Here is a 24,708-nt window from a genome sequence, read left to right on the forward strand (position 1 = left end):
GATTTTTTAGTACAATTAAATCATGGAATTTAGAACAATTAAAGAGGACGGTCAAGTCCAAGAAGAAATCAAAAAATCACGCTTTATCTGTCATGCCAAGCGTGTTTATAGCGAAGAAGAGGCTCGTGACTTCATTACCACCATCAAAAAAGAACACTACAAAGCTACGCATAACTGCTCTGCCTTCATTATTGGAGAACGTAGTGAAATCAAACGAACAAGTGATGATGGTGAGCCTAGTGGTACTGCTGGCGTTCCCATGCTTGGGGTGCTAGAAAATCACAATCTTACCAATGTCTGTGTGGTAGTGACACGCTACTTTGGTGGTATTAAACTAGGCGCTGGAGGACTGATTCGTGCTTACGCCGGCAGTGTCGCCTTAGGTGTCAAAGAAATTGGTATTATTGAAATAAAAGAACAGGCTGGCATTGCTATTCAAATGTCTTATGCTCAGTACCAAGAGTACAGTAACTTCCTTAAAGAACATAATCTCATGGAGCTGGATACAAACTTTACAGATCAAGTCGATACGATGATTTATGTTGATAAAGAAGAAAAAGAAAATATTAAAGCTTCACTTATAGAGTTTTTTAATGGAAAAGTCACTTTAACTGATCAAGGTTTACGCGAAGTTGAGGTTCCTGTAAACCTTGTGTAAATAATAGATAATACAGTGTTTCACTGATATTTTCTCCGCTACTTTAATTAGCAACATAAAAAGATGCTTGCCAAGACCTACTAGAAAATGAAGCAATTCAAAAAGAAAACGGATAGCGTTCTCCTTTACACCTATTTACTAGAATTAGCTTATCACAATCGCTTGAAAATTAATGGCTTAGACCTGTGATATAAAAAAATCCTATCACTTCGATAGGATTTCTATATTTTACAAATGGTATAGATAGCGTTATACTAGAGATATCTTATACAAAGAGGTATTCATATGTCTATTTATAACAACATTACTGAACTAATCGGTCAAACTCCGATTGTTAAACTCAACAACATTGTGCCAGAAGGTGCTGCAGATGTCTATGTAAAACTTGAAGCATTTAACCCTGGTTCTTCTGTAAAAGACCGTATTGCTCTTAGCATGATTGAAAAAGCTGAACAAGACGGTATTCTGAAACCTGGTTCTACTATTGTTGAAGCAACAAGTGGAAACACTGGTATTGGACTTTCATGGGTAGGGGCTGCTAAAGGGTATAAAGTTGTTATCGTTATGCCTGAAACTATGAGTGTGGAACGACGTAAGATTATCCAAGCCTATGGTGCTGAACTCGTCCTTACTCCTGGTAGCGAAGGAATGAAAGGTGCTATTGCTAAGGCTCAAGAAATCGCTGCTGAACGTGATGGTTTCCTTCCTCTTCAATTTGACAACCCAGCAAATCCAGAAGTACACGAAAGAACAACAGGAGCTGAGATACTAGCTGCTTTCGGTAAAAATGGATTAGATGCCTTTGTTGCTGGAGTTGGTACCGGTGGAACAATTTCTGGTGTTTCTCATGCACTCAAATCAGCAAATTCAAACATTCAAGTTTATGCAGTGGAAGCTGATGAATCTGCTATTCTATCTGGTGAAAAACCTGGTCCTCACAAAATTCAAGGTATATCAGCTGGATTTATTCCTGATACACTGGATACAAAGGCTTATGATGGTATCGTTCGTGTAACGTCAGACGATGCTCTAGCACTCGGCCGTGAAATTGGTGGAAAAGAAGGTTTCCTTGTAGGGATTTCTTCAGCTGCAGCTATCTACGGAGCCATCGAGATTGCCAAAAAATTAGGTACAGGTAAAAAAGTTCTTGCTCTAGCACCAGATAACGGTGAACGTTATCTCTCTACAACACTCTATGAATTTGAAGTTTAGTCTCCTAAATGCACTTAGCCCTTATTATAGGGCTTTTTATTTTTACCTTGAAAATAGGAAGTTCTCCCTATAAGGATCGACTGCATAGAAAAAAGGAAGCAAATTTACTTCCTTTCTATAATTAGTTATTCAAGGCTGCTGCCATTGTAGCCGCAACTTCAGCTTCAAAGTCGTTTGCAGCTTTTTCGATACCTTCACCAACTTCAAAGCGAGCGAACTCAACTACTGAAGCGTTAACTGACTCAAGGTATGCTTCAACTGTCTTGCTGTCATCCATGATATAAACTTGTGCAAGAAGTGTGTAAGCTTGGTCAACTTTAGTATTGTCAAGCATGAAGCGATCCATTTTACCTGGGATGATTTTGTCCCAGATTTTTTCTGGTTTGCCTTCTGCAGCCAATTCAGCTTTGATGTCAGCTTCAGCTTGAGCGATCACTTCATCAGTCAATTGTGCTTTTGATCCATATTTCAAGTGTGGAAGAGCTGGTTTGTTAACCATTGCACGGCTTTCGTTATCTTGGTCGATAACGTGGTTCAATTGTGCCAACTCATCTTTAACAAATTGCTCATCCAATTCTTTGTATGAAAGAACTGTTGGTTTCATAGCAGCGATGTGCATTGAAATTTGTTTAGCAAGTGCTTCGTCTCCACCTTCGATTACAGAGATAACACCGATACGTCCACCGTTGTGTTGGTAGGCTCCGAAGTGTTGTGCATCTGTTTTTTCAATCAAAGCAAAGCGACGGAATGAGATTTTTTCTCCGATAGTCGCTGTTGCAGATACGTATGCAGCTTCAAGAGTTTCACCTGAAGGCATTGTCAAAGCAAGAGCTTCTTCGTTGTTAGCTGGTTTTCCTTCAACGATTGCTTTAGCTGTTGCGTTTACCAACTCAACAAATTGAGCGTTTTTCGCAACGAAGTCAGTTTCAGCATTTACTTCAACAACTGCTGCAATGTTACCGTCAACATAAACACCAGTCAAACCTTCTGCAGCAACACGGTCAGCTTTCTTAGCTGCTTTTGCCATACCTTTTTCGCGAAGCAATTCAATCGCTTTTTCGATATCGCCTTCCACTTCAACCAATGCTTTTTTAGCGTCCATAACACCAGCACCAGATTTTTCACGCAACTCTTTAACAAGTTTAGCTGTAATTTCTGCCATTTTGATTCTCCTATATTTTTTAAAAATAGGAGAGCCGGGCTAAGCCCCGCCCTCCTAGGTAATTACTATTTATTATGAATTAAGCGTTGTCGCCTTCTACAACTTCAACGATTTCTTCAATTGAATCTGCTTGAGTTTCTGAAGCTGCAAATTCTGCTTCAACTGCTACTGCATCCTCACCTTGACGTCCTTCGATGATAGCATCAGCCAATTTAGCTGTAATCAATTTAACAGCGCGGATAGCGTCATCGTTAGCTGGGATGATTACATCGATATCATCTGGATCAGTATTTGTGTCGACCATCGCTACAACTGGAATTCCCAATTTTTTAGCTTCTTTAACAGCGATTTGCTCTTTATGTGGGTCAACTACGTACATCACATCTGGGATACGAGGCATATCTTCGATACCACCCAAGAATTTTTCAAGACGCGCACGTTGTTTGTTAAGAAGTGCAACTTCTTTCTTAGGAAGAACTTCGAAAGTTCCATCTTCTTCCATACGTTTAATTTCTTTCAAACGAGCGATACGTTTTTGGATTGTTCCCCAGTTTGTAAGAGTTCCACCCAACCAACGGTGGTTGATGAAGTATTGACCTGAACGTACTGCTTCTTCAGCAACTGCATCAGCTGCTTGTTTCTTAGTACCAACGAACAATACAACTGCATCGTTAGCTGCTGCATCACGCATGAAGTCGTATGCTTGGTCAGCGTATTTTACAGTTTGTTGCAAGTCGATAACGTGGATTCCGTTACGCTCTGTAAAGATGTATTTAGCCATCTTAGGGTTCCAGCGACGAGTTTGGTGACCAAAGTGTACACCAGCCTCAAGAAGTTGTTTCATTGAAATTACTGCCATGAGTATTTCTCCTTTTTGTTTTTTTCCTCTTCTTGACTTCAACTCGCAAAACGACCCAAGGGCAACTGCTTCACAATTCATCAAGAATGAGTATTATCGTTCACACGACAATTTTTATTCTACCATACTTTTTCGATATTTTCAAGCTATTTTGATGGGATTTTTAATCGTTATTGTCACGGTAAAACCTGAAAAAGAGGGCTCTATTCGAGTCCCTCTCTAATTAGTCTGCATAAATATATGTCACAAAACCTTCAGAAGTCGTTGTTGGATTAAACCATCCACGGTGGTTTCCAAGTGTGCGATTACCTGCATAGTTTGATTCTGATACTTGGATACGTGTTGTTGATTCAACAGCTGTAACAACCGCTACGTGTCCATATCCACCATCGTTCCAACATGCAATTGCTCCAACTTGAGGGGTTGAACCTGTACGGAAACCTGCTGCTGCTGCACTTGTGGCCCACTGTGCTCCATTACCCCAATAGTCTCCAGCCCAAGGTGCTAATGTTTTAACTCCCCAGGTACATTCACCAATTGGATAAGTTGAGGCATCTGTGTTATATGTTGGACGTACTTTAGCCTGAACAGGTGCTACTGCAGATTCAGATACTGCCTGTACCTGTGCTGTTAGGTTGGTATTACCTGAAGCAAGTACTGATTGTTGTTGGCTAGCTTGTTTTTCTTTATAAGCCGCTTCTGCTGCCGCAGCTGCACGAGCCTCAGCCTCAGCTGCTGCTTTTTGTTCCAATAGACTTGCTTTTTCCCCTTCAGCTGTCGCTTTCTCAGCAGCAAGACTCAATTCAGCAGCTTTTAGTTCTGCCTGTTTAGTAGTCAATGCTTGAGCATCATCTGCCAATTTTTGTTGATTAGCAATTACAGTATTGATAGCATCATTGTTTGCTACTTGCTTTTCAGAAATAGCTTTCTTATCTGCCTTTTGTTGTTCCAACATTTTGTTATTCGCAGATACGATTTCACTCATTGCAGCAACACGTGAAATAGCTTCTGTAATTGATTTTGAGTTTACAATCGTATTGATGTAGCTAGTTGCAGCTCCATTTGTTTGAGCACTACGAGCTTGTTTTTCTAAAGATTGGTTACGAGAAACAATGTTTTTAGAAAGTTCTGTAATCTCACCCTCGAGTTTCTTAGATTCTGCTTGTAATCTATCATTTTCAGATTGCAAGTTAGATTGCTCTGCTTGAATAGCAGATACTTGCTCCTGAATTTGATCAACTTGTTTTTGTGCTTCTTGTTGTTGTGCTGTTAAGTTACTAATTTTATTATCTTGAGCAGCAATTTTGTCATCAGTCGTTTCTGCATGGGCAGTCGTCAATACTGCTGCCTGGGAAACCATTACTGTACTTAATAAAAGCGAGGCTAAGATTTTTTTCTTCATGGTTAATAAATACTCCTTCTGTTTAAGACAATACTAGTATACCAAAAAAAACTCCAATAAATATTACGCCTTTGTTACATTTATATGTCGTTCTTATAGATAATATTTTTCAAAAATAAATTGAAAAACAGTAACCCATAAAAAATTTAAAATCATCGTCGGTACCAAGCTATAGACTATAAAAATCGACATGTTATCCACTGTCAGCCCTACCATAAAAGCCAAAAGATAACTACCCATTTCAAACAGGAATGTCAGGACAATCATGGCTAGCATTCTTGTCCAACGATTCAACAAAATAACACTATTCAATTTATGAAGAAGGGCTCCCAATAAGATAAATAAGAGAGTTGCAATCCCTATTAGATGGAAAAAGTAAACATCATAAACCAGGCCCACCATAAAACAATAGACTAGATAGAGATATTCTGATACTTCTATTGTCTCAAATAAGAGAAATAGAAAAAGAAAATGACTAGCCAAATGTACATGGGGGAAAAATGAGCCCAGAAGCTGGCTAATATGGGCGTCAATTAGAACAAAGAAAGGAAGCAATAAAAACACTCCAACCCGCTTCAACTGTCTCATTATGAATTCCCCACTAATTCTATCACATCCACATTATGAGTATCTGCACTCAATTTAACAGTTACTTCTCGTGTCAAATAGTCTGTACTATGCGTTGTGGCAACCACTTCACCAACAGGAATATCAGCAACGTTAAAGTTTCCTAATCCACCAGTAGTCACCTTATCTCCCGCACTAATATCGCTATTACTATTTAATTGGCTAATTTTAAGAACTTCATTTTCCTTGTCGTAGCCAACAATAATTCCATAAATTGTGGTAGTGCCGTGTTGAATTTTAACAGAAATCTTATCAGCATTTTCCGTATTTGTCAGAAGGTTGACCATGGTAGAGTTGTCCTCCACTTTTGAAACGCTCCCAATCAAACCACCATTTGCAATAGCTAACATGTTATCTGAAGCTCCTTTTGATTTGCCTACATCTAAGGTCAATTCCTGTTTCCAAGATACCGGAGAACGCATAATAACATCTGCTGCTAAAGTCTTTGTGGCTTGCAATTTAGACTTCATATCAAGCAATTGACGCAATTGTTCATTTTCTGTCTTTAAACTTTCCGCCTCATTTGATTTAACTTCTAATTGGTAAATCTGTTTCTTCAAACTTTCATTTTCATTATATGTTCGTGTCAAATGAGCCAAATCTGATTTGACAGAATCAAACCACTGAAAAGGTTTTTGTACAACCCTATCAACCAATGAAATTCCATCTCCTAATTTTGTTACAATTGTACTTGAATAAGTCGTCGCTAAGAGAGCTGATACAAGCAGAACAGTGACAAAAACAATAATGACATATTTTGATTTTTTAAAACGGTTCATATCCCTACCTTTATATCAAGAACTGTTACAGTAACTTTTTTATCAATTCCTGAAAGCTACTAAGATTTTAAGAAAAATAAGCAACAACCAAGTACGATAACAACAAGAATGGTCAGCGTATCCTTTCGAGTCCATTTCAATTGTCGGTATTGACTTCTGCCTTTTCCACCCTGATAACCACGCGCTTCCATGGCGATAGCCAAGGAATCCGAACGTTTTAAACTTGTCGCAAAAAGAGGAATCAAAATAGGAATCATAGCCTTTACTTTTTGAGCAATGCTTCCTTCACCAAAATCCACTCCACGCGCTTTCTGTGCATTCATAATCCGCGTCGTATCATCCATCAAGGTTGGAACAAAACGTAGACTCATGGACAGCATCAATCCAATTTCATGAACTGGAACTTTCACACGCTTTAAAGGCGCTAACAAAGCTTCGACAGCTGATGCCAAACTTAAGGGCATGGTCGTTAAGGTTAACAAAGTTGAAAAGAAAATAATCAATACAAAGCGACAAAAAATAATCCCAGCTTGTTGCAAAGCATAATCCGTGATTCTCACAAACGAAAACTCAAATAAAACATTCCCATTAGAAATGAAAAACAGTTGAAAAATAGTTGTGAAGGCAATCAAGAAAAACATAGACTTCAAGCCCTGAATAAAAAATGAAAGAGATACTCCTGACAAGGCAATAAATATCCCTGTCGCTATAAAAAGAATTAGATTCGTCAAGGGATTATTAGCCCAAAAAACGATTAAAATCAGTAGCATCATAGCCAGTAATTTGCTACGTGGATCCAACCGGTGAACAATCGAATCCCCTGGGATATAACGCCCCAAAATCATACTATCCATTTAGCGACTCCTTGAACTCCTCTATCTTAATCGGTAATCGTTTAAATGACACGCCTCTATCAGCCAATCGTTTACAAAAGGCTGTAATTTTAGGTACTCCCAACTGCACTTCTTCCATAAAGACAACATCTTGAAAGACATCACTTGGTTTACCACCCTTAACTAAACATCCCTTTTCCATCACATAGACTTGGTTCGCATATTCGGCAACATCATCCATCAAATGCGTTACCAAGACAATGGTCATCCCTGACTGGTGGAGTTTTTTGAACAAATTCATCAGCTCTTTTCTTCCCAGAGGATCTAGGCCTGCTGTGGGCTCATCTAAGACTAATATGGCTGGTTCCATAGCAAGTATGCCTGCAATGGCAACACGTCTCATTTGTCCACCTGATAGCTCAAACGGGCTACGATTAAAAAGTGATTCATCGATTCCAACCAGAGCCAGTTTCTCACGCGCAATCTGCTCCGCATCTTCTTCAGAAACTCCAAAATTTTGCGGGCCAAAAGCAACATCTTTCAAAACCGTTTCTTCAAAAATCTGATTTTCAGCAAACTGAAATACCAAGCCAACCTGTTTTCTAATTTGACGAATATCTTTATTTTTAGAAGTCGAGGTGATTAAGGTATCAAAAACCCGCACGCTCCCTTGACTTGGAACCAATAAACCATTTAAGAGTTGTAAAATAGTTGATTTGCCACTACCTGTATGGCCAATTAAAGCCGTATAAGAACCATCTTCAATCGTCAAAGAAACATCCGACAAAGCTGCTGAAGCTAAGGGAGTCCCTTCTTGATATGTAAAACTCACATTTTCTAGAGCAATTCCCATAGCTTATCCTCTAGCTCACTTTCTGTCAAATAATTTTCAGGTAAATCATAGCCATTCTGGTTCAAAGAATGTTTTAATTGATTGGCAAAAGGATTGTCTAATCCAATTTGATCTAAATCATTTCGAGAGAAAAGATCTCTTGGACTACTAGTTGATTCAATTGACCCTTTTTTCATGACCAATACACGATCACTCATGGCAACTTCTTCCAAATCATGTGTAATGGAAATGACCGTCATATCATAGTCTTTCCGAATTCCTTTTACTGTCTCAATCAGTTCTCTACGCCCCTCAGGATCCAACATACTCGTTGCTTCATCTAAGATTAGAATAGCTGGTCTTAGGGCTACAACACCTGCAATGGCCACACGTTGCTTTTGGCCACCCGATAAACGTGCTGGCTCTCTCTTTTTAAAGTCCAACATGCCAACCAAATCCAGAGCTTCTTCCACTCTCTTTTTCATTTCTTGACGAGAAAGGCCCTGATTTTCCAAACCAAAGGCAACATCGTCTTCAACAGTCGCTCCAACAAACTGATTGTCTGGATTTTGAAAAACCATACCGATTTGACGACGTATATTCCAAACATTTTCCTCAGTTAGCCGTTGGCCATCAATTACAATCTCTCCAGATTCTGCTTCTAGTAAGCCATCAATTAAGCGAACCGTCGTTGATTTACCACTACCATTATGCCCTACAATCGAAAGCCATTCTCCACGTTTCACGTGAAACGTAATATCCTTCACATCATAGTATTCCTGACTTTCCTTATAACGAAAAGAAAGATTTTTTACATCAATTACTGATTTCATTTCGAACCAAATGTCCCTTTAAATACATAGGCACTACCCTTGAAATAATCATAGCCAGAGTAGATAGTGAAAAACAAGGCTACATAAAGTAGAACTTGACCAAGCAAAGTCCAGTGTAATAGCAAGAAAATAATGGCAAACATCTGACTGAAAGTTTTAATTTTTCCAGGCATTGCTGCTGCTAAAACTGTTCCACCAGTTTCAACCAATAAAAGCCTTAAACCTGTCACAGCCAACTCACGACAGATGATCACTGCAACAATCCAAGCTGGAGCCATACCTAGCTCAATCAACATAATAAAAGCCGACATAACTAGTAGCTTATCCGCCATAGGATCTGCAAATTTACCGAAATTACTGACTACATTCCATTTACGAGCTAAATATCCATCTAAATAGTCGGTAATACTGGCAACAGCAAAGATAATAGCTGCCACTATATGACTCTCTATCGAATTTCCTATCGTTAAAATAAAGATAAAAATAGGTATAAAGAGAATTCGACCTATTGTTAAGAGATTGGGAATTTGTTCTTTTTTCATTCGTTTTTCCTTAATTTTTAGTAAAGGTTACAGTGATTTGTCCAGTCTGGGCTGTTAATTTCGATAAATCAACAGTCTGATTATCTACTGTCAAAGCAACACCTTTTACAACACCTAACGTAATGGTTACAGGACTTTTAGTTGCAACTGTTGCTTCTGCACTTTTATTATCCGGTGATAAGGTTACACCGCCCTCAAGTTCGCTTTCTGAAACGCTGACCCAACTTGTAACATCTGAAACTGCCAATTGCAATTTAACTGTTTCCTTACTTGTCTTATAAGCGATTTCTACATGATTTCCTTCGCCTGATACACTTATAGCTGATTCTACACTAGAAGAACTGCTAGATGAACTACTACTTGAGGAGTGGGGAACAGAGCTAGTTGAACTTATTGAACTTGTTGATTGAACCACACTGTAATTAGAAAGAGAAAGCCCCTCTGGTTGAGTTTGAATATAGTTCCAAACATAATAGGTCACAAAAATTAAAATCGATAAAGCAAAAAGGATAAAATAAAATAAAGGTAAAAATGATGTTTTTTTCTTCTTTTTCTTACTGGAACGTCTACGACCTGTCAACTCATCTTCATCAACATCTACTTCCTCATAAGTAATCATACTCCCAGAATCATAAGCATCCAAGACAATTTGGTCATCTAACTCAACAGCCCATGCATATTTTCTCAAGAAAGAACGCGTGTAAAAAGGACTTGGAAGTTGATCGAAATCGTCTGCTTCCATTGCTTCCAACATATCTAACTGGATTTCTGTCTTTTTCTGCAATTCATCTAAACTCAATCCCTGATTGATTCTAGCTAATCGTAAAACCTCTCCAATTGTTTTTTTTCTCATACTTGTCATCCCTTCTTTCTAGTGTCTATTATGATAGGTTACTACGATGGGAATATTGTAAAATCAACTATGTCACCATCATCTATTAAATGATGTCCAGCATCAAGGACATCCTCTAAAGTAATTTCCTGTAAAATCTTTGGTAAATCAAAAATTGTCTCACCATGTTCAAAAGCATCATATTGCGTTGCAATAAATTCAAGAGAGTTCATGCTACTGAAAAATTCTCCAAACATCTCTCTTTTGATAATATCTAAATGATCCTCTGTAATATCTAAATCCTTTGTAAAATTACGAATGGCCTTCCTAAATTGATGAGATAAAGCAACTGGCTCTTTCGTATCCATTGTCAACATAACAAAATGAAAACGACTTGTTACTTCAATTTCAAGAGATAAGGAAGCATCTATTTTACCTGATTCATATAACTTTTGAAAACGATCCGAAGTCCAACCAAACATCATTGCAAACAATAATTTTAATAAAATATGATGTCGATAGCAATCCGCTTCAGAAACTTCTCGCTTACCTCTAACTCCAATCGCTAGTTTGGGAGAAGATACTTCCATTCTCATACTGTCTGTTTGCTTTACAGCCTGTAAAACAATTTTTTCTCTTGCTACTTCCTGAACATCTAAATCTTTCCGTTCTTTTCTTTCAAAGTATCCCTGTACTAGCTCCACATCAAAATTACCAACTAAAAACAGAGACATGTTTACAGGTTTGTAAAACCTTGTAAAATTTTCTTGCAAATTAGTTAGATTGATTTGGGAAATGGACTCCTCACTTCCAACTATATCAGTTGCTAAAGGAGTACCAGGATACAAATTCGCTAAGGTTGAAAAGAATAAACACGAATCTGGATCATCTTGGTACATTTCTCGTTCCTGCTGAATAATATCCTGCTCTCTCAAAATGGAAGCTTCAGTAAAATGTGCTGATGTTACTAATTCATCAAGTAAGTCTAAATTTTCTAAAAAATGATCCGTTGCTGAAAAAAGATAGCTTGTTTTTGTAAAGCTTGTAAAGGCATTACTATCTGCACCTAGACTCGTAAAAGCAGACATCAAATCACTAGAATCTTCTCTTTCAAATAATTTATGTTCAAGAAAATGAGCAATTCCTGCAGGATATTTTTTTACATCTCCGTCAATTTCTGTGACAAGCGTATCTATCGAACCAAACTGGACAGTTACACTCCCGTAAACCTCTTTAAATTCCTTTTTAGGCAAAAGAGCAACTGTCAATCCATTTGACAAACGAGTTCGATAAATCATTTCTTTTACAGCTGGATAGTATTTTTCTTCAAAAACAACCTTTGTCATTCTATTCCTTCCATAAAGTAAATCGCTTGTAGTTTCACATTATTAGCTGCTCTACAAATAGCATCTTTGTCAACTTGCTCGAGTTTTGTAATCCAACTTTTAAAGTCTGCTGAAGATTTTCCAAGTAAGGCATTTTGATAAGCACGTTCAATCAATGAACCTTGATTATCTTGAGAAAGTAACAAAGACCGACGAATCATTTCCTTGGTCTGCTCTAACTCAAGCTCTGTAAAATAACCTTTTTTTAAATCAAGCAGTTGATTGTTCATCATTTTACGAGCCTGATTCCGATTTTCTCGATCAATACCAGCATACATCCTCAAAAATCCACTAAATAAATCAAGCTGACTTGAAATAGTATAAGCCAATCCAGCATTTTCACGAACATTTGTAAAGAGCTTAGAATGAGCAAATCCACCCAGTAAACCATTCATTACAATCATGGGTAAATGTTGCTCATCACCATATTCAGCAGAGCAATGATATCCCAACTCTAAAATAGACTGTTCCACATTTTTCCGAATCATACCTTCTTGTAGTATATTGGAATAAGGTTGACAATACTGAACCTTCACATCTCCTTTTCGACCTTTAAAGGCAAATGATTCTAATACATTTTGAATTTCAACCTCATTAAAATCACCCAGGAAAAAGAAATCTATTCGATCATTGGCCAAAAATTCTTGGAAACAAGAATAAGAACTTTGTGGAGTTTCAGCTAAAATACGATTTCGTAAATCACTGTATTCCAATTTGAGACGTTCATCATGAAAAAATAACTTGTCTAATTCTTTATGTGAAAAATAAAAAGAATCATCCATATCAGCTGCTAAACTTGCTAGCAATTGTTTTTTCTCAATTTCAAATAAGGCCGAATCAAACCTATTATCAAATACTACGGGTGAAAAAAGAGTTTCTTTTACAAGTTCCAAAACCTGAGAAGTTAGCACATTTTTCTTACTTAAAAACTCATCACGAACATAATTAAATGTCAATTCTACAACATGACTTTGCCCTCTTCTAAAACAATTGGTTGACATATCTGTACCATATAGACTGGCCAAGTGTCTCCTAAAATTTTGAAAAGTGGGGTACATCTGGTTGGCAGTTTCTAGCATACTCGCACTCAACATGCGACCTGCAATCGTATCAAGAGATAATGGAGCTGTAAAACGCACGGTAATTTTGTTCGTTTTAAACTTCTTTGATTGGATAAAATGTGTTGAAATTCCATGCACTAACTCCATGATTTACCTCCTTATATACAGACTTCTATTATATCACGAAAACCTGAAATTTTCTTGTTCTCTGTAACACTTTTGAAATAAAAATCGCTTACATTTCTCCCTGTTTCTCTCACTATTTTTAGGAAAATATGGTATAATACCAAAGATTGAGGTGAATTATGGAATACAAATTATTTGAAGAATTTATTACCCTCCAAGCACTACTCAAAGAACTTGGAATTACACATAGCGGAGGAGCTATCAAATCATTTCTCTCTGAACATTCTGTTTACTTTAATGGGGAATTAGAGAGTCGTCGCGGTAAAAAACTTCGTATTGGTGATAAAGTTGACATCCCTGACATGAATATTGACATCTTGTTGACACAACCTACTTCTGAGGAGAACGAGGAATATCAAGCTGATAAAGTTGAAAAAGAACGAATCGCTAAACTTGTTAAGGAGATGAATAAAGGAGTAAAAAAAGATAAATCAAAACCTACTTCATCACCCAAAAGCAAACAAGCTCCGCGATTCCCTGGTAGATAATCATGTGGCTACAACAACTATCTCTCAAAACTTTTCGTAACTACAAAGAGACGAAAATAGACTTTAATCCTAAATTAAATGTCTTTTTAGGACGTAATGCACAAGGTAAAACAAATATGTTAGAGGCTATCTATTTTTTAGCCTTAACACGTAGCCATCGAACTCGAACAGATAAAAATCTCATTCATTTTGATGAGGAACAACTTCATCTTTCAGGTCTTGTTCAGAAAAAAACGGGATCTATTCCTCTCGAAATCGAACTAACACAAAAAGGACGTGTGACAAAAGTTAATCACCTAAAACAGGCACGCCTTTCAGATTATGTCGGACATATGAATGTTGTCTTATTTGCTCCTGAAGATTTACAACTAATTAAAGGAGCACCTTCGATTCGACGAAAATTCATTGATATGGAACTTGGACAAATCAAGCCAATCTATTTATCTGACTTAACCAATTATAACCACATCCTAAAGCAAAGAAACACTTATCTAAAATCAGCTCAAAAAATAGATGGAACCTTCCTTTCAGTCTTAGATGATCAGCTAGTTGATTATGGATGTCGTGTAATGAATCACCGCTTAGATTTCATAAAAAAACTAGAATCATTTGGGCGTAAGAAACATTTTGAACTCTCTAATCAGATTGAAGAATTGTCAATATCCTATCAATCTTCTGTAAAGATAACTGACAAAGAAGATTTATCAGAATCTTTCAAAATTGCTTTAGAAAAAAGTAGGTCCAGAGATTTATTTAAAAAGAATACTGGTGTTGGGCCTCATCGAGATGATATTTCTTTTTATATAAATGGGATGGATGCTAGTTTTGGAAGTCAAGGTCAACATCGTAGTCTCGTCCTATCGATAAAATTAGCAGAGATCGAATTAATGGAAAGTATTACTACAGAATCTCCGATATTATTGCTTGACGATGTTATGAGCGAACTTGACAACACTAGACAACTAAAATTATTAGAAACGATTTCTCAGTCAATCCAAACCTTTATCACAACAACAAGCTTAGATCATCTTCAAAATCTGCCAAAAAATCTAAGCATCTTTACTATTCAGGATGGTAAAGTTGCTGTAAATTAAAATTGATAACATCGTAAAAGAACTCCTGTTTTCACGGGAGTTCTTTTCATTGTTTTTTACATAGAATAATTTGGCGCCTCATTAGTAATTTGTACATCATGAGGATGGCTTTCTTTCAAACCAGCACCAGACATTTCAATAAATTGAGCATTATCATGCAACTCTTTAAGGTTAGCTGCACCACAGTAACCCATACCAGAGCGAATACCACCAATCATTTGGAAAACAATATCAGCTGCCGCTCCTTTATAAGCAACACGACCTTCAATTCCTTCTGGAACAAGTTTATTTGCTTCATTGACAGAACCTTGGAAGTAACGATCGCTTGAACCTTTCTTCATAGCAGCAATTGATCCCATACCACGGTAAGTCTTAAACTTACGTCCTTGGAAGATTTCAGTTTCGCCTGGAGCTTCATCAGTTCCAGCAAACATTGATCCAAGCATAACTGCATTTCCACCTGCAGCAAGGGCTTTTACAATATCTCCAGAATACTTGATTCCACCGTCAGCAATGATCGTTTTACCATATTCACGCGCAACAGCTGCAGCATCATAGATAGCTGTTACTTGTGGAACACCAACACCAGCAATCACACGAGTAGTACAGATAGAACCTGGTCCAATACCAACCTTGACAACGTCTACACCTGCTTCATAAAGGGCACGCGCTCCCTCAGCAGTAGCAATATTTCCAGCAATCAAAGTACGATCTGGAAAGTGAGCACGAATCTCAGCAATTTTACGCAAGACACCTGCAGAATGACCATGCGCAGTATCAATAACAATCGCATCCGCTCCTGCCTCAAAAAGAGCCTCTGCACGTTCAAATGTATCTGAAGTAACACCTACTGCACCTGCAACTAGAAGACGACCAAACTCATCTTTAGCAGCATTTGGAAACTCAATAACTTTTTCAATATCTTTGATAGTAATCAAACCAGAAAGACGGCCTTCTTCATCTACCAACGGAAGTTTTTCAATACGGTGTTCTTGAAGAATACTCTCAGCTGTTGAAAGATCTGTACCCACAGGAGCAGTCACAAGATTTTCACTAGTCATATGATTTGAGATTGGTTGGTTATAGTCTGAAATAAAACGAAGATCTCGGTTTGTCAAAATACCAACCAATTTACGATTTTCAAGTGTTTCAACAACTGGAACACCACTGATGCGGTAACGACCCATAAGCTCATCTGCTTCAGCAATTGTATGTTCAGGCGTCAAGAAGAAGGGATCAATAATAACTCCATTTTCAGAACGTTTTACCTTACGAACCTCGTCTGCTTGTTGAGCAATTGACATGTTTTTATGGATAACTCCGAGACCGCCTGCACGAGCAATAGCAATGGCCATTTGACTCTCTGTAACTGTGTCCATGGCAGCGGTAATAATTGGGATATTTAAAGTCAAATTATCTGCCAATTTAGTTGTTAAATCTGCATCGTTAGGCAACACATGACTTTCAGCTGGAATAAGCAATACATCATCAAAGGTAAAACCTTTTTTCAAAAATTTAGTGTCCCAATTAGACATTCGAAGTTTCCTCTTTTCTTTCTTTTTGAGCTTGACTCTTTTTATATTGTATCTATCATACCATTCTATAAAAATTTGTCAAATGTTACAGGGGTAAATAAAAAACTATCTTTTCTTCGAGATAGAAATGATAGTTTCTTGTAAAATAAACTTAGTTAAAGTAATGAAGTCCCATTGCCCCTTTAACCTCAGATAGGGTTTGACCTGCAACTTCACGAGCTCTTTCACTACCTTTTTGAAGCATATTATAAACTTCTCCCATATCCTTAGCAAATTCAATACGGCGCTCACGAATAGGACCAAGTTCACGTTCTAATATTTCAAGTAGATAACGCTTGGTCTTCACATCACCAAGACCACCTCGTTGATAATGTTCTTTCATGTCAGCAATTTCTTGAGCATCTTCTGGGCGACCAAAAACATCTAGATAATGGAAAACCATATTTCCCTCAATCTTACCTGGATCTTCCACTCGAATATGATTTGGATCTGTATACATACTCATCACTTTTTTACGCAAAGTATCCGCATCATCAGCTAAATAAATACCGTTATTGAGTGATTTAGACATTTTAGCATTCCCATCCAAACCAGGCAAACGCCCTGCTCTCTCATTTTCTGGATAAATACCTTCTGGTTCTACCAAGACATCACAGTTATATGCATTGTTAAAAGAACGAACAATCTCACGAGTTTGCTCAATCATTGGTTTCTGATCTGTCCCAACAGGAACATAATTGGCCTTAAAGGCTGTGATGTCAGCTGCTTGAGCGATTGGATAGACTAAGAAGCCTGTCGGAATACTTTCTCCAAAGCCTTTCTGAGCAATTTCTGTCTTGACAGTTGGATTACGCTCCAGACGTGCTAATGAAACCAGATTCATATAATACATAGACAACTCAGCCAACTCTGGAATCTGGCTTTGAATAAAGATAGTTGACTTACTTGGATCCAATCCAACTGCAAGGTAATCCAAAGCCACGTTTCCGATAGACTCTACAATGGTTTGAGGATCTTTGGCATGATCTGTCAAGGCTTGTTGGTCAGCCAAGAACACAAACATATCATACTTATCCTCTTCCTGTAATAATACTCGATTTTTGAGACTTCCAACATAATGTCCAATATGCAATTTTCCTGTCGGACGGTCTCCTGTTAAAATAATGGGTTTAGTCATTTTGTTCTCCTTCGATATAGTCCCTTCAATTATAGCATTTTTTTAATGAAATAACCGTAATTTATCAAAATAAATCAGCCTTGCTATTTACGGATTTGTGTAACGTATGCTGTAAATTTAATTTACACAAAATTGACAGATAAAAATTTGAATATTTCTGTATTTTCTAGTAAAATAAATATATTACACATATAGGAGAAAAACATTGCTTACAGTATCTGATGTTTCACTACGTTTTAGTGATCGCAAACTTTTTGATGATGTCAATATCAAATTTACAGAAGGAAATACTTACGGATTAATCGGTGCTAATGGTGCCGGAAAATCAACCTTTTTAAAAATTTTAGCTGGAGATATCGAACCTACTACTGGTCACATCTCTCTTGGCCCAGATGAACGTCTCTCTGTTCTCCGTCAAAATCACTTTGACTATGAAGATGAACGTGCCATTGATGTTGTTATCATGGGAAATGAAAAACTTTATAGCATCATGAAAGAGAAAGATGCCATCTACATGAAGGAAGATTTCTCAGACGAGGACGGGGTTCGTGCTGCCGAACTCGAAGGAGAGTTTGCTGAGCTTGGAGGCTGGGAAGCAGAAAGCGAAGCCTCTCAACTCCTTCAAAACCTAAACATTCCAGAAGAATTACACTACCAAAACATGAGCGAATTGGCCAACGGTGAGAAAGTAAAGGTTCTCCTTGCCAAAGCACTTTTTGGTAAACCTGATGTTCTTCTTTTGGACGAGCCTACCAACGGTTTGGATATCCAATCGATTACTTGGTTAGAAGACTTCTTGATTGACTTTGATAACACAGTTATCGTAGTATCCCACGACCGTCACTTCTTAAACAAAGTATGTACTCACATGGCCGACCTTGACTTTGGAAAAATCAAACTCTATGTCGGAAACTACGACTTCTGGAAGGAATCTTCTGAGCTTGCTGCTAAATTGCTAGCAGACCGTAATGCCAAAGCAGAAGAAAAAATTAAGCAATTGCAAGAATTCGTAGCTCGTTTCTCTGCTAATGCTTCTAAATCAAGACAAGCAACATCACGTAAGAAAATGCTTGATAAGATTGAGCTAGAAGAGATTGTGCCATCTAGTCGCAAATATCCATTTATCAACTTTAAAGCGGAGCGTGAAATTGGTAATGATCTCTTGACAGTAGAAAATCTAACTGTAAAGATTGATGGTGAAACTATTTTAGATAATATCAGCTTTATCTTGCGTCCAGGTGATAAGACAGCTCTTATTGGTCAAAATGACATCCAAACGACTGCATTAATTCGTGCAATCATGGGGGACATTGACTATGAAGGAACTGTCAAGTGGGGAGTAACTACTAGCCGTTCTTACTTGCCAAAAGATAACTCGGCAGATTTTGCAGGAGGAGAGTCAATCCTTGACTGGTTGCGTCAATTCGCAAGTAAAGAAGAAGATGACAATACTTTCCTACGTGGCTTCCTCGGCCGTATGCTCTTCTCTGGAGATGAAGTTAACAAACCTGTCAACGTCTTGTCAGGGGGAGAAAAAGTTCGTGTCATGCTATCAAAACTCATGCTCTTAAAATCAAATGTCCTTGTACTTGATGATCCAACCAATCACTTGGACTTGGAATCTATCTCAAGCTTGAATGATGGATTGAAAAACTTTAAAGAATCAATCATCTTTGCCAGTCATGACCACGAGTTTATTCAAACTTTGGCTAACCATATCATTGTCTTATCTAAAAATGGTGTCATTGACCGTATCGATGAAACCTATGATGAATTCCTAGAAAATGTAGAAGTACAAGCAAAAGTTAAAGAACTTTGGAAAGACTAAATAAAACTTCAAAACTCAGTTGGGTTAACCAGCTGGGTTTTCTAACATTTTATGAGGTAACATGAAATTATTTTTTAAAACATATTGGACCTATTTTGTTTCTTTCATCATTCCCGTAATCATTATGATAGGAGTATATCTATCTCAAGGTATCTACTGGAATAGCGATACATCTCCACTATTAGGAGATGGGTTTCATCAATACGTTATTTTTGATGTAGCTTTACGAAATATCCTACATGGAAATGGTAGTCTGTTTTACACCTTTACAAGTGGCCTTGGATTAAATTTCTATGCCCTATCTAGTTATTACTTGGGTAGTTTCCTTTCACCTCTAGTTTACTTTTTTGATCTAACGAATATGCCAGATGCTGTCTATCTGACAACTCTCTTAAAATTTGGATTGATTGGACTGTCAACTTACTTTAGTTTAAATAATTTATTTCAATTGATTCCTAAGCCTTTAAAACTAGCTTTATCTACTTCATATGCTCTGATGAGTTTCTCTGTCAGTCAATTAGAGATAAAAACCTGGCTGGATGTTTTTATCTTGATTCCTTTAATTATAACTGGTTTACAGCTACTCATCACTGAAAAGAAATTCCTATTGTACTTTACAAGTCTGTCAATCTTATTTATCCAAAACTATTATTTTGGCTATATGACAGCATTGTTTCTTATTTTCTGGTATCTCTGTCAAATTTCTTGGGACTTTAAAACCCGAAAATCATCTTTTCTTGATTTCATAATCACCTCCGTTTTAGCTGGTATGGCTAGTTTGATTCTGACTCTTCCTACTCTGTTTGATTTACAGACACATGGGGAAAAATTGACTGAAGTTACAAAGTTTCAAACTGAAAGTAGCTGGTATCTTGATCTTTTTGCTAAGCAATTCATTGATTCCTTTGATACAACCAAGTATGGGGCTATTCCAATGATTTTTGTAGGACTACTTCCCTTTATTTTGACTATTTTATTTTTTACACTGAAAACTATTAAGTTTCACGTGAAACTTATCTATGCAATCTTCTTTACATTTCTAATTGCAAGCTTTTATATTGAAGCTCTTGATTTATTTTGGCAAGGCATGCATACTCCAAACATGTTTTTACATCGCTATGCTTGGATTTTCTCTACCTTGTTAATTTACACAGCAGCGGAAGTCTTAAATCGTCTAAAAGAAATTAAAATCTGGAATTTTTTAGTTTCGCTTTTTCTTATAGTAACAGGATTTTTAGCTACCATCTATCTAAAATCACATTATTCTTTTTTAACAGATTTGAATATTCTGCTTACTCTTGAATTTTTGGTTGTCTATTCGCTTTTACTCCTTGCAGTTATCAAAAAGTTTATCTCTGTGAATCTGTTTACCATTCTAATCTCGTTATTTATAATAGTTGAAATAAGTTTAAATGCTTCATCTCAAATGGACGGAATTGCTAAAGAATGGGGCTTTGCTTCTCGAAGTGCATATAATCGAGATATCCCAGCTATGGAATCTTTCTCAACATATATTGGAAATCAATTTACTCGTACTGAGAAACTAGAGACTCAGACAGGAAATGACAGTATGAAATTCAACTATAATGGAATCTCTCAATTTTCATCTGTTCGAAATCGTTCAGCAAGCTCTACTTTGGATAAACTTGGGTTTAAATCCTCTGGGACTAATCTTAATCTCCGCTATGCAAATAATAGTATTTTGGCTGATAGTTTATTTGGAATCCAGTACAATATCTCAGAAACCCCTATTGATAAGTATGGTTTCCAAGATATCTATCAAAAAGATAATCTTACCCTATATGAAAATCAATACTCTCTTCCGATTGCATTTGCTAGTCAATCTGTTTACAATGATGTCAAGTTCAATGAACATACCTTAGATAATCAGGCCTCATTTTTAAATCAACTTGCTAACGTCAATTTTGATTATTTTTCTCCAATACCTTATGAAAAAACCGAAAATACTGATGATTTGATTAGTGTTACAAGTTCTTCAAATGAGGATGCAGAAATTCAGTATCAAATTGAAGTACCAGAAAACAGCCAAGTTTATCTTTCTTTCACAAATCTTCACTTTTCTAATGATAAACAAAAGAAGGTTGACATCCTTGTAAATGGTGAAAAAAAGACTTTTACAACTGATAATGTCTTCTCCTTCTTTAATCTAGGCTATACAAAAGAGAAAAAGACTTTCAATATCAATATTAGTTTTCCTGGAAATTCACAAGTATCATTTGAATCTCCTACCTTCTATCGTTTAGATACCCAAACTTTAACTGAGGCAATTCAAAAAATTAAAGAACAACCTGTAACAGTATCAACTTCTAAAAACAAGGTTTTTGCTACATATGATGTCAAACAAGATACATCTATTTTCTTCACCATTCCTTATGACAAAGGTTGGTCTGCCTACCAATATGGTAAGAAAATAGAAATTAAACAAGCTCAAACTGGTTTTATGAAAGTTGATATTCCTAAGGGGAACGGAACTATTACACTTTCCTTCATTCCCAATGGTTTTATTACTGGAGCAATCTGTTCCTTTACTTCTCTCTTACTATTTGGAATCTATAATCACAGACGAAAGTTATCTAAGGCTTAAAAAATCGACCAGTTGATCGATTTTTTAATCTTCTTCCATTTTCTTAGGTTGATAGGCTAGCATGCCTAAACCAGTAAATAGGGCTAATATCACTGCAAGGAAAATGACTTGATGATGAATATTTCCTGTCATAGAGATTGTTTGTCGTAATCCCGAAACTGAATAACTCATTGGTAACCAGGGATTAATAGCTCTAAAGAAATCATTTGTCAAAGTAAGTGGGTAAGTACCTGCACTTGATGCTAACTGTAATAAAAGCAAAATAAGAGAAAAGAAAGCTCCTATACGACTATTCCATGTTGTTAAAGAGGTCACCATAGACATGAATACTAAACTTGTTAGGATAATGAGAATAAATGTTCTCATCTCATGATTAGCAGTTAAACCAATAAGATGAACTCCTCCATATACCAAAATTCCTGCTAAAACAGCTATAATACCATTTATTTCAGCTCGAGATTTCAACCAAGCCCAACGGCTCTCCGGATGACGTCCTGAAGGCAACTTCGCAAAGATCATATTCGTTGATATTGCTGCAACAAAGAGAGCAACTGATATCATATAAGGAGCCATTGCAATTCCATTTACAGGAACTTGGTCATTGTCAGTTTTGGAGAGACTGAGAGGATTTGACAAAATCTCTGCATTTTTAGATTCTGTTGATGCTGACTTGAGTTGATCACTAGCATTACCTAATCCTTGTCCCAAAGAAGCAACTCCTGTCTGTAAACCTTCCAATCCAGAAGTTAACTTTGTTCCACCTTCTGCTAGTTTCCCAGCTCCATCTGCCAATTTATTAGCTCCACTTTCTAATTGAGAAGCACCTGAAAGTAACTGACTAGATTTGTCAGCTAGTCGGCTAGAGCCTGACTGCAATTTATCAACTCCTGCTATCAATTCTTGACTCTTTTGATTCAATTGGTTAGAGCCAGTTGATAATTTTTCAATACCAGACACTAATTCTGGAGTTTTTTCAACTAATTGACCAACTCCTGCTGTCAAGTTAGAAGATTTTTGTGTCAAGGTGTTTGAGCCTGAAACTAGTTGATCCAAACTACCTGTCAAGGTGGCATTTTTTTCACTTAGTTGACTTGCGCCCTGAGAAACTTTATCAACACCTGTAGTATATGTATTTATACCTGATGCAATCGACTGACTAGCAGGAACTAATTTACTAGTAACAGCTCCTTGTATCTCTGTTAATCCACTTGACAACCCTGTCAAAGAAGTAGCAGCAAGCGGTAATACTTGATTAGCTTGATTTTTTAATGTCGAAAGATTAGAAGATTGATTTTGTAAGTTTTCTAAACCTCCCTGTAAACCTTGTACTAAAGCTATAATTAACTGAGCCGATTGAACACTATCAGTCGAATGTTGAGATACAGAAGCGCTTATCTCAGCTTGTTGCTCACTTGTCAATGATTGATAAGCTGCTGTCAATTGAATATTGGCTAATGTAGTCGCTTTATCAGACTGGGCACTTGCTAACATTTGATTAGAAAGAGATACTATACTTGATAAAACAGAATCTAATTGTTTTGTATCTTCAACATCAATATTTTGAATAACTTGATTTAACTGATTCAGACCAGAAGATAATTGATTAATTTGATCTTTTTTCCCAGACGAAGCATCTAACTTGCTAGAAAGTTGTTGAATCCCTTCACTTAATTGCTCCACCCCCATTCGAAGTGTAGCTGATTGATTAGATAACTGATGAGCACCTGTTGCAAGATTTCCCACTCCGTTTGTATAAGCACTAACACCAGATGAAAATTGAGTAAGACCAGCATTAAGCTGAGAAACACCGCCAGTATAGGATTCTACACCAGTATATAACTGATTGATTCCTCTTAATAATTCAGGACTTTTAGAAGATAATTGACCTAATCCGCTATCTAATTGACTCACTGCACCAGTATATGTAACTAAACCACTATTAAAATTCCCTAAGGCAAGATGAAGTTGTTCGACACCAGAAACATAAGAGGATAATCCTCTAGTAAACTGTTCCGTTCCATTTGAAAATGTTAAACTTGAATCTGCTAAAGAGTGTAGGTTAGTAGTTAATGTTTGACTTCCTGTCACTAACTGATTCGCTCCATCAGTTAATTTTTCACTACCAGAATCTGCTTGACTCATGCCATCCTTTAAATCGACCATTTTGTTAAATAAAGCTTTAGTATAGGTCTTGGTTACATTGGTAGAAACATTCTGCTTTAATTGTGTCATAGCAGAATCACTCATCTTGCTGGCAATAAAGCTATGACCACTTGAAGTCTGATAATCAATTTGCATTTGCTCTGGATGATCCGTTAAAATAGAAGCTGCTTTTTCAGATAAATCACTTGGTAAAGTCACTACCATATAGTAATCGCCATCTTCCAATCCCTTCTTTCCTTCATCTTCATCCACGAAATGAAAATCCAAGGTTTTATTTTCTTTTAAATTGGACACCATGTCTTTTCCTATTGCCATAGTATTATCATTATAGGAAGCCTCTTTATCATTATTGACAACTGCCACAGGTAAGTCAGACACTTGACCATATGGATCCCACATTGATGACAAAAATATGATATTGTACAGAGCTGGAATAAGAGAAATCCCTATCATGACAATAATAAAGGTTGGTTTTTTAAAAATTGCTTTCCATTCTTTAAACATAGTTTCTCCTTTTTTAAACATATTGTCTAAAATTTTGATATAATAGATTATACATTAAAAAATCTAAATTACAAGATAAAAAATCCATTTTTAGACATATAGTCTAATTTG

The 24,708-nt window shown here is 36.8% G+C and carries 21 protein-coding genes; 6 read left to right on the forward strand and 15 right to left on the reverse strand.

The features are described from left to right. Positions 1–22 precede the first annotated feature (22 nt). Complete coding sequence (locus tag HT714_RS03105) at positions 23–658, forward strand: YigZ family protein (protein ID WP_173224861.1); 636 nt, start codon at positions 23–25, stop codon at positions 656–658. A gap of 285 nt (positions 659–943) precedes the next feature. After that, positions 944–1,870 (forward strand): cysteine synthase A, encoded by a 927-nt coding sequence (gene cysK / locus HT714_RS03110; RefSeq protein ID WP_173224859.1) that lies wholly within the window; start codon positions 944–946, stop codon positions 1,868–1,870. 121 nt (positions 1,871–1,991) lie between these two features. Here the strand turns inward: cysK and tsf are convergent, their stop codons facing one another. The 12 genes from tsf to HT714_RS03170 form a co-directional block, all read right to left on the reverse strand. After that, positions 1,992–3,032 (reverse strand): translation elongation factor Ts, encoded by a 1,041-nt coding sequence (gene tsf, locus HT714_RS03115; protein ID WP_050223249.1) that lies wholly within the window; start codon positions 3,030–3,032, stop codon positions 1,992–1,994. Positions 3,033–3,111: 79 nt separating this feature from the next. Further along, positions 3,112–3,891, reverse strand: a complete 780-nt coding sequence (gene rpsB, locus HT714_RS03120; protein ID WP_000268466.1) for a 30S ribosomal protein S2 — start codon at positions 3,889–3,891, stop codon at positions 3,112–3,114. Positions 3,892–4,114: 223 nt separating this feature from the next. Further along, positions 4,115–5,293, reverse strand: coding sequence for a CHAP domain-containing protein (locus HT714_RS03125; protein WP_081530007.1), 1,179 nt, complete (start codon positions 5,291–5,293; stop codon positions 4,115–4,117). Between the two features lie 93 nt (positions 5,294–5,386). After that, positions 5,387–5,881, reverse strand: a complete 495-nt coding sequence (mreD, locus tag HT714_RS03130) for a rod shape-determining protein MreD (protein WP_172929838.1) — start codon at positions 5,879–5,881, stop codon at positions 5,387–5,389. Continuing rightward, entirely contained in the window at positions 5,881–6,699 is an 819-nt protein-coding gene (gene mreC, locus HT714_RS03135) for a rod shape-determining protein MreC (protein WP_173224857.1), read from the reverse strand. The genes mreD and mreC overlap by 1 nt, the downstream gene beginning before the upstream one ends. Positions 6,700–6,758: 59 nt before the next feature. Then, complete coding sequence (locus HT714_RS03140; protein ID WP_173224855.1) at positions 6,759–7,553, reverse strand: energy-coupling factor transporter transmembrane protein EcfT; 795 nt, start codon at positions 7,551–7,553, stop codon at positions 6,759–6,761. Then, positions 7,546–8,385, reverse strand: coding sequence for an energy-coupling factor transporter ATPase (locus tag HT714_RS03145; protein WP_173251459.1), 840 nt, complete (start codon positions 8,383–8,385; stop codon positions 7,546–7,548). Before HT714_RS03145 ends, HT714_RS03140 begins: the two co-directional genes overlap by 8 nt. After that, complete coding sequence (locus tag HT714_RS03150) at positions 8,370–9,197, reverse strand: energy-coupling factor ABC transporter ATP-binding protein (protein ID WP_173224848.1); 828 nt, start codon at positions 9,195–9,197, stop codon at positions 8,370–8,372. Before HT714_RS03150 ends, HT714_RS03145 begins: the two co-directional genes overlap by 16 nt. Next, complete coding sequence (gene pgsA, locus HT714_RS03155; RefSeq protein ID WP_049511275.1) at positions 9,194–9,739, reverse strand: CDP-diacylglycerol--glycerol-3-phosphate 3-phosphatidyltransferase; 546 nt, start codon at positions 9,737–9,739, stop codon at positions 9,194–9,196. The genes HT714_RS03150 and pgsA overlap by 4 nt, the downstream gene beginning before the upstream one ends. 10 nt (positions 9,740–9,749) lie before the next feature. After that, positions 9,750–10,592, reverse strand: coding sequence for a cytoskeleton protein RodZ (rodZ, locus tag HT714_RS03160; protein ID WP_173224846.1), 843 nt, complete (start codon positions 10,590–10,592; stop codon positions 9,750–9,752). A gap of 41 nt (positions 10,593–10,633) precedes the next feature. Continuing rightward, positions 10,634–11,917: a pitrilysin family protein gene (locus tag HT714_RS03165; protein ID WP_173224843.1), complete on the reverse strand. Its 1,284-nt coding sequence runs from the start codon at positions 11,915–11,917 to the stop codon at positions 10,634–10,636. Beyond that, positions 11,914–13,164, reverse strand: coding sequence for a pitrilysin family protein (locus HT714_RS03170; protein ID WP_173224841.1), 1,251 nt, complete (start codon positions 13,162–13,164; stop codon positions 11,914–11,916). The genes HT714_RS03165 and HT714_RS03170 overlap by 4 nt, the downstream gene beginning before the upstream one ends. Before the next feature lie 158 nt (positions 13,165–13,322). Between HT714_RS03170 and yaaA the strand changes: the two genes are divergently transcribed. Both yaaA and recF read left to right on the forward strand, forming a co-directional pair. Next, on the forward strand, positions 13,323–13,691 hold the full coding sequence (gene yaaA, locus HT714_RS03175; protein ID WP_172923668.1) for a S4 domain-containing protein YaaA: 369 nt from the start codon (positions 13,323–13,325) through the stop codon (positions 13,689–13,691). Between the two features lie 2 nt (positions 13,692–13,693). After that, complete coding sequence (gene recF, locus HT714_RS03180; RefSeq protein ID WP_173224838.1) at positions 13,694–14,785, forward strand: DNA replication/repair protein RecF; 1,092 nt, start codon at positions 13,694–13,696, stop codon at positions 14,783–14,785. Positions 14,786–14,841: 56 nt separating this feature from the next. Here recF and guaB read toward each other — a convergent pair whose 3' ends face one another. Together guaB and trpS are read right to left on the reverse strand one after the other, a co-directional pair. Next, a complete protein-coding gene (guaB, locus tag HT714_RS03185) occupies positions 14,842–16,320 on the reverse strand; it encodes an IMP dehydrogenase (RefSeq protein ID WP_000073430.1) in 1,479 nt (492 codons plus the stop codon). Positions 16,321–16,471: 151 nt separating this feature from the next. Then, positions 16,472–17,497 carry a tryptophan--tRNA ligase gene (gene trpS, locus HT714_RS03190; RefSeq protein WP_173224834.1) on the reverse strand — a complete coding sequence of 342 codons (1,026 nt, stop codon included), beginning with the start codon at positions 17,495–17,497 and terminating at the stop codon, positions 16,472–16,474. A gap of 205 nt (positions 17,498–17,702) precedes the next feature. Here trpS and HT714_RS03195 point away from each other — a divergent pair, with 205 nt between their 5' ends. Beyond that, positions 17,703–19,325: an ATP-binding cassette domain-containing protein gene (locus HT714_RS03195; protein ID WP_173251461.1), complete on the forward strand. Its 1,623-nt coding sequence runs from the start codon at positions 17,703–17,705 to the stop codon at positions 19,323–19,325. A gap of 61 nt (positions 19,326–19,386) precedes the next feature. Next, positions 19,387–21,930: a YfhO family protein gene (locus HT714_RS03200; RefSeq protein WP_173251463.1), complete on the forward strand. Its 2,544-nt coding sequence runs from the start codon at positions 19,387–19,389 to the stop codon at positions 21,928–21,930. A gap of 24 nt (positions 21,931–21,954) precedes the next feature. Here HT714_RS03200 and HT714_RS03205 read toward each other — a convergent pair whose 3' ends face one another. After that, positions 21,955–24,597 carry a YhgE/Pip domain-containing protein gene (locus tag HT714_RS03205; protein WP_173251466.1) on the reverse strand — a complete coding sequence of 881 codons (2,643 nt, stop codon included), beginning with the start codon at positions 24,595–24,597 and terminating at the stop codon, positions 21,955–21,957. Positions 24,598–24,708: the final 111 nt, after the last annotated feature.

Origin of the sequence: Streptococcus sp. 3705, from assembly GCF_013277145.1 — a bacterium.
Taxonomy (GTDB): domain Bacteria; phylum Bacillota; class Bacilli; order Lactobacillales; family Streptococcaceae; genus Streptococcus.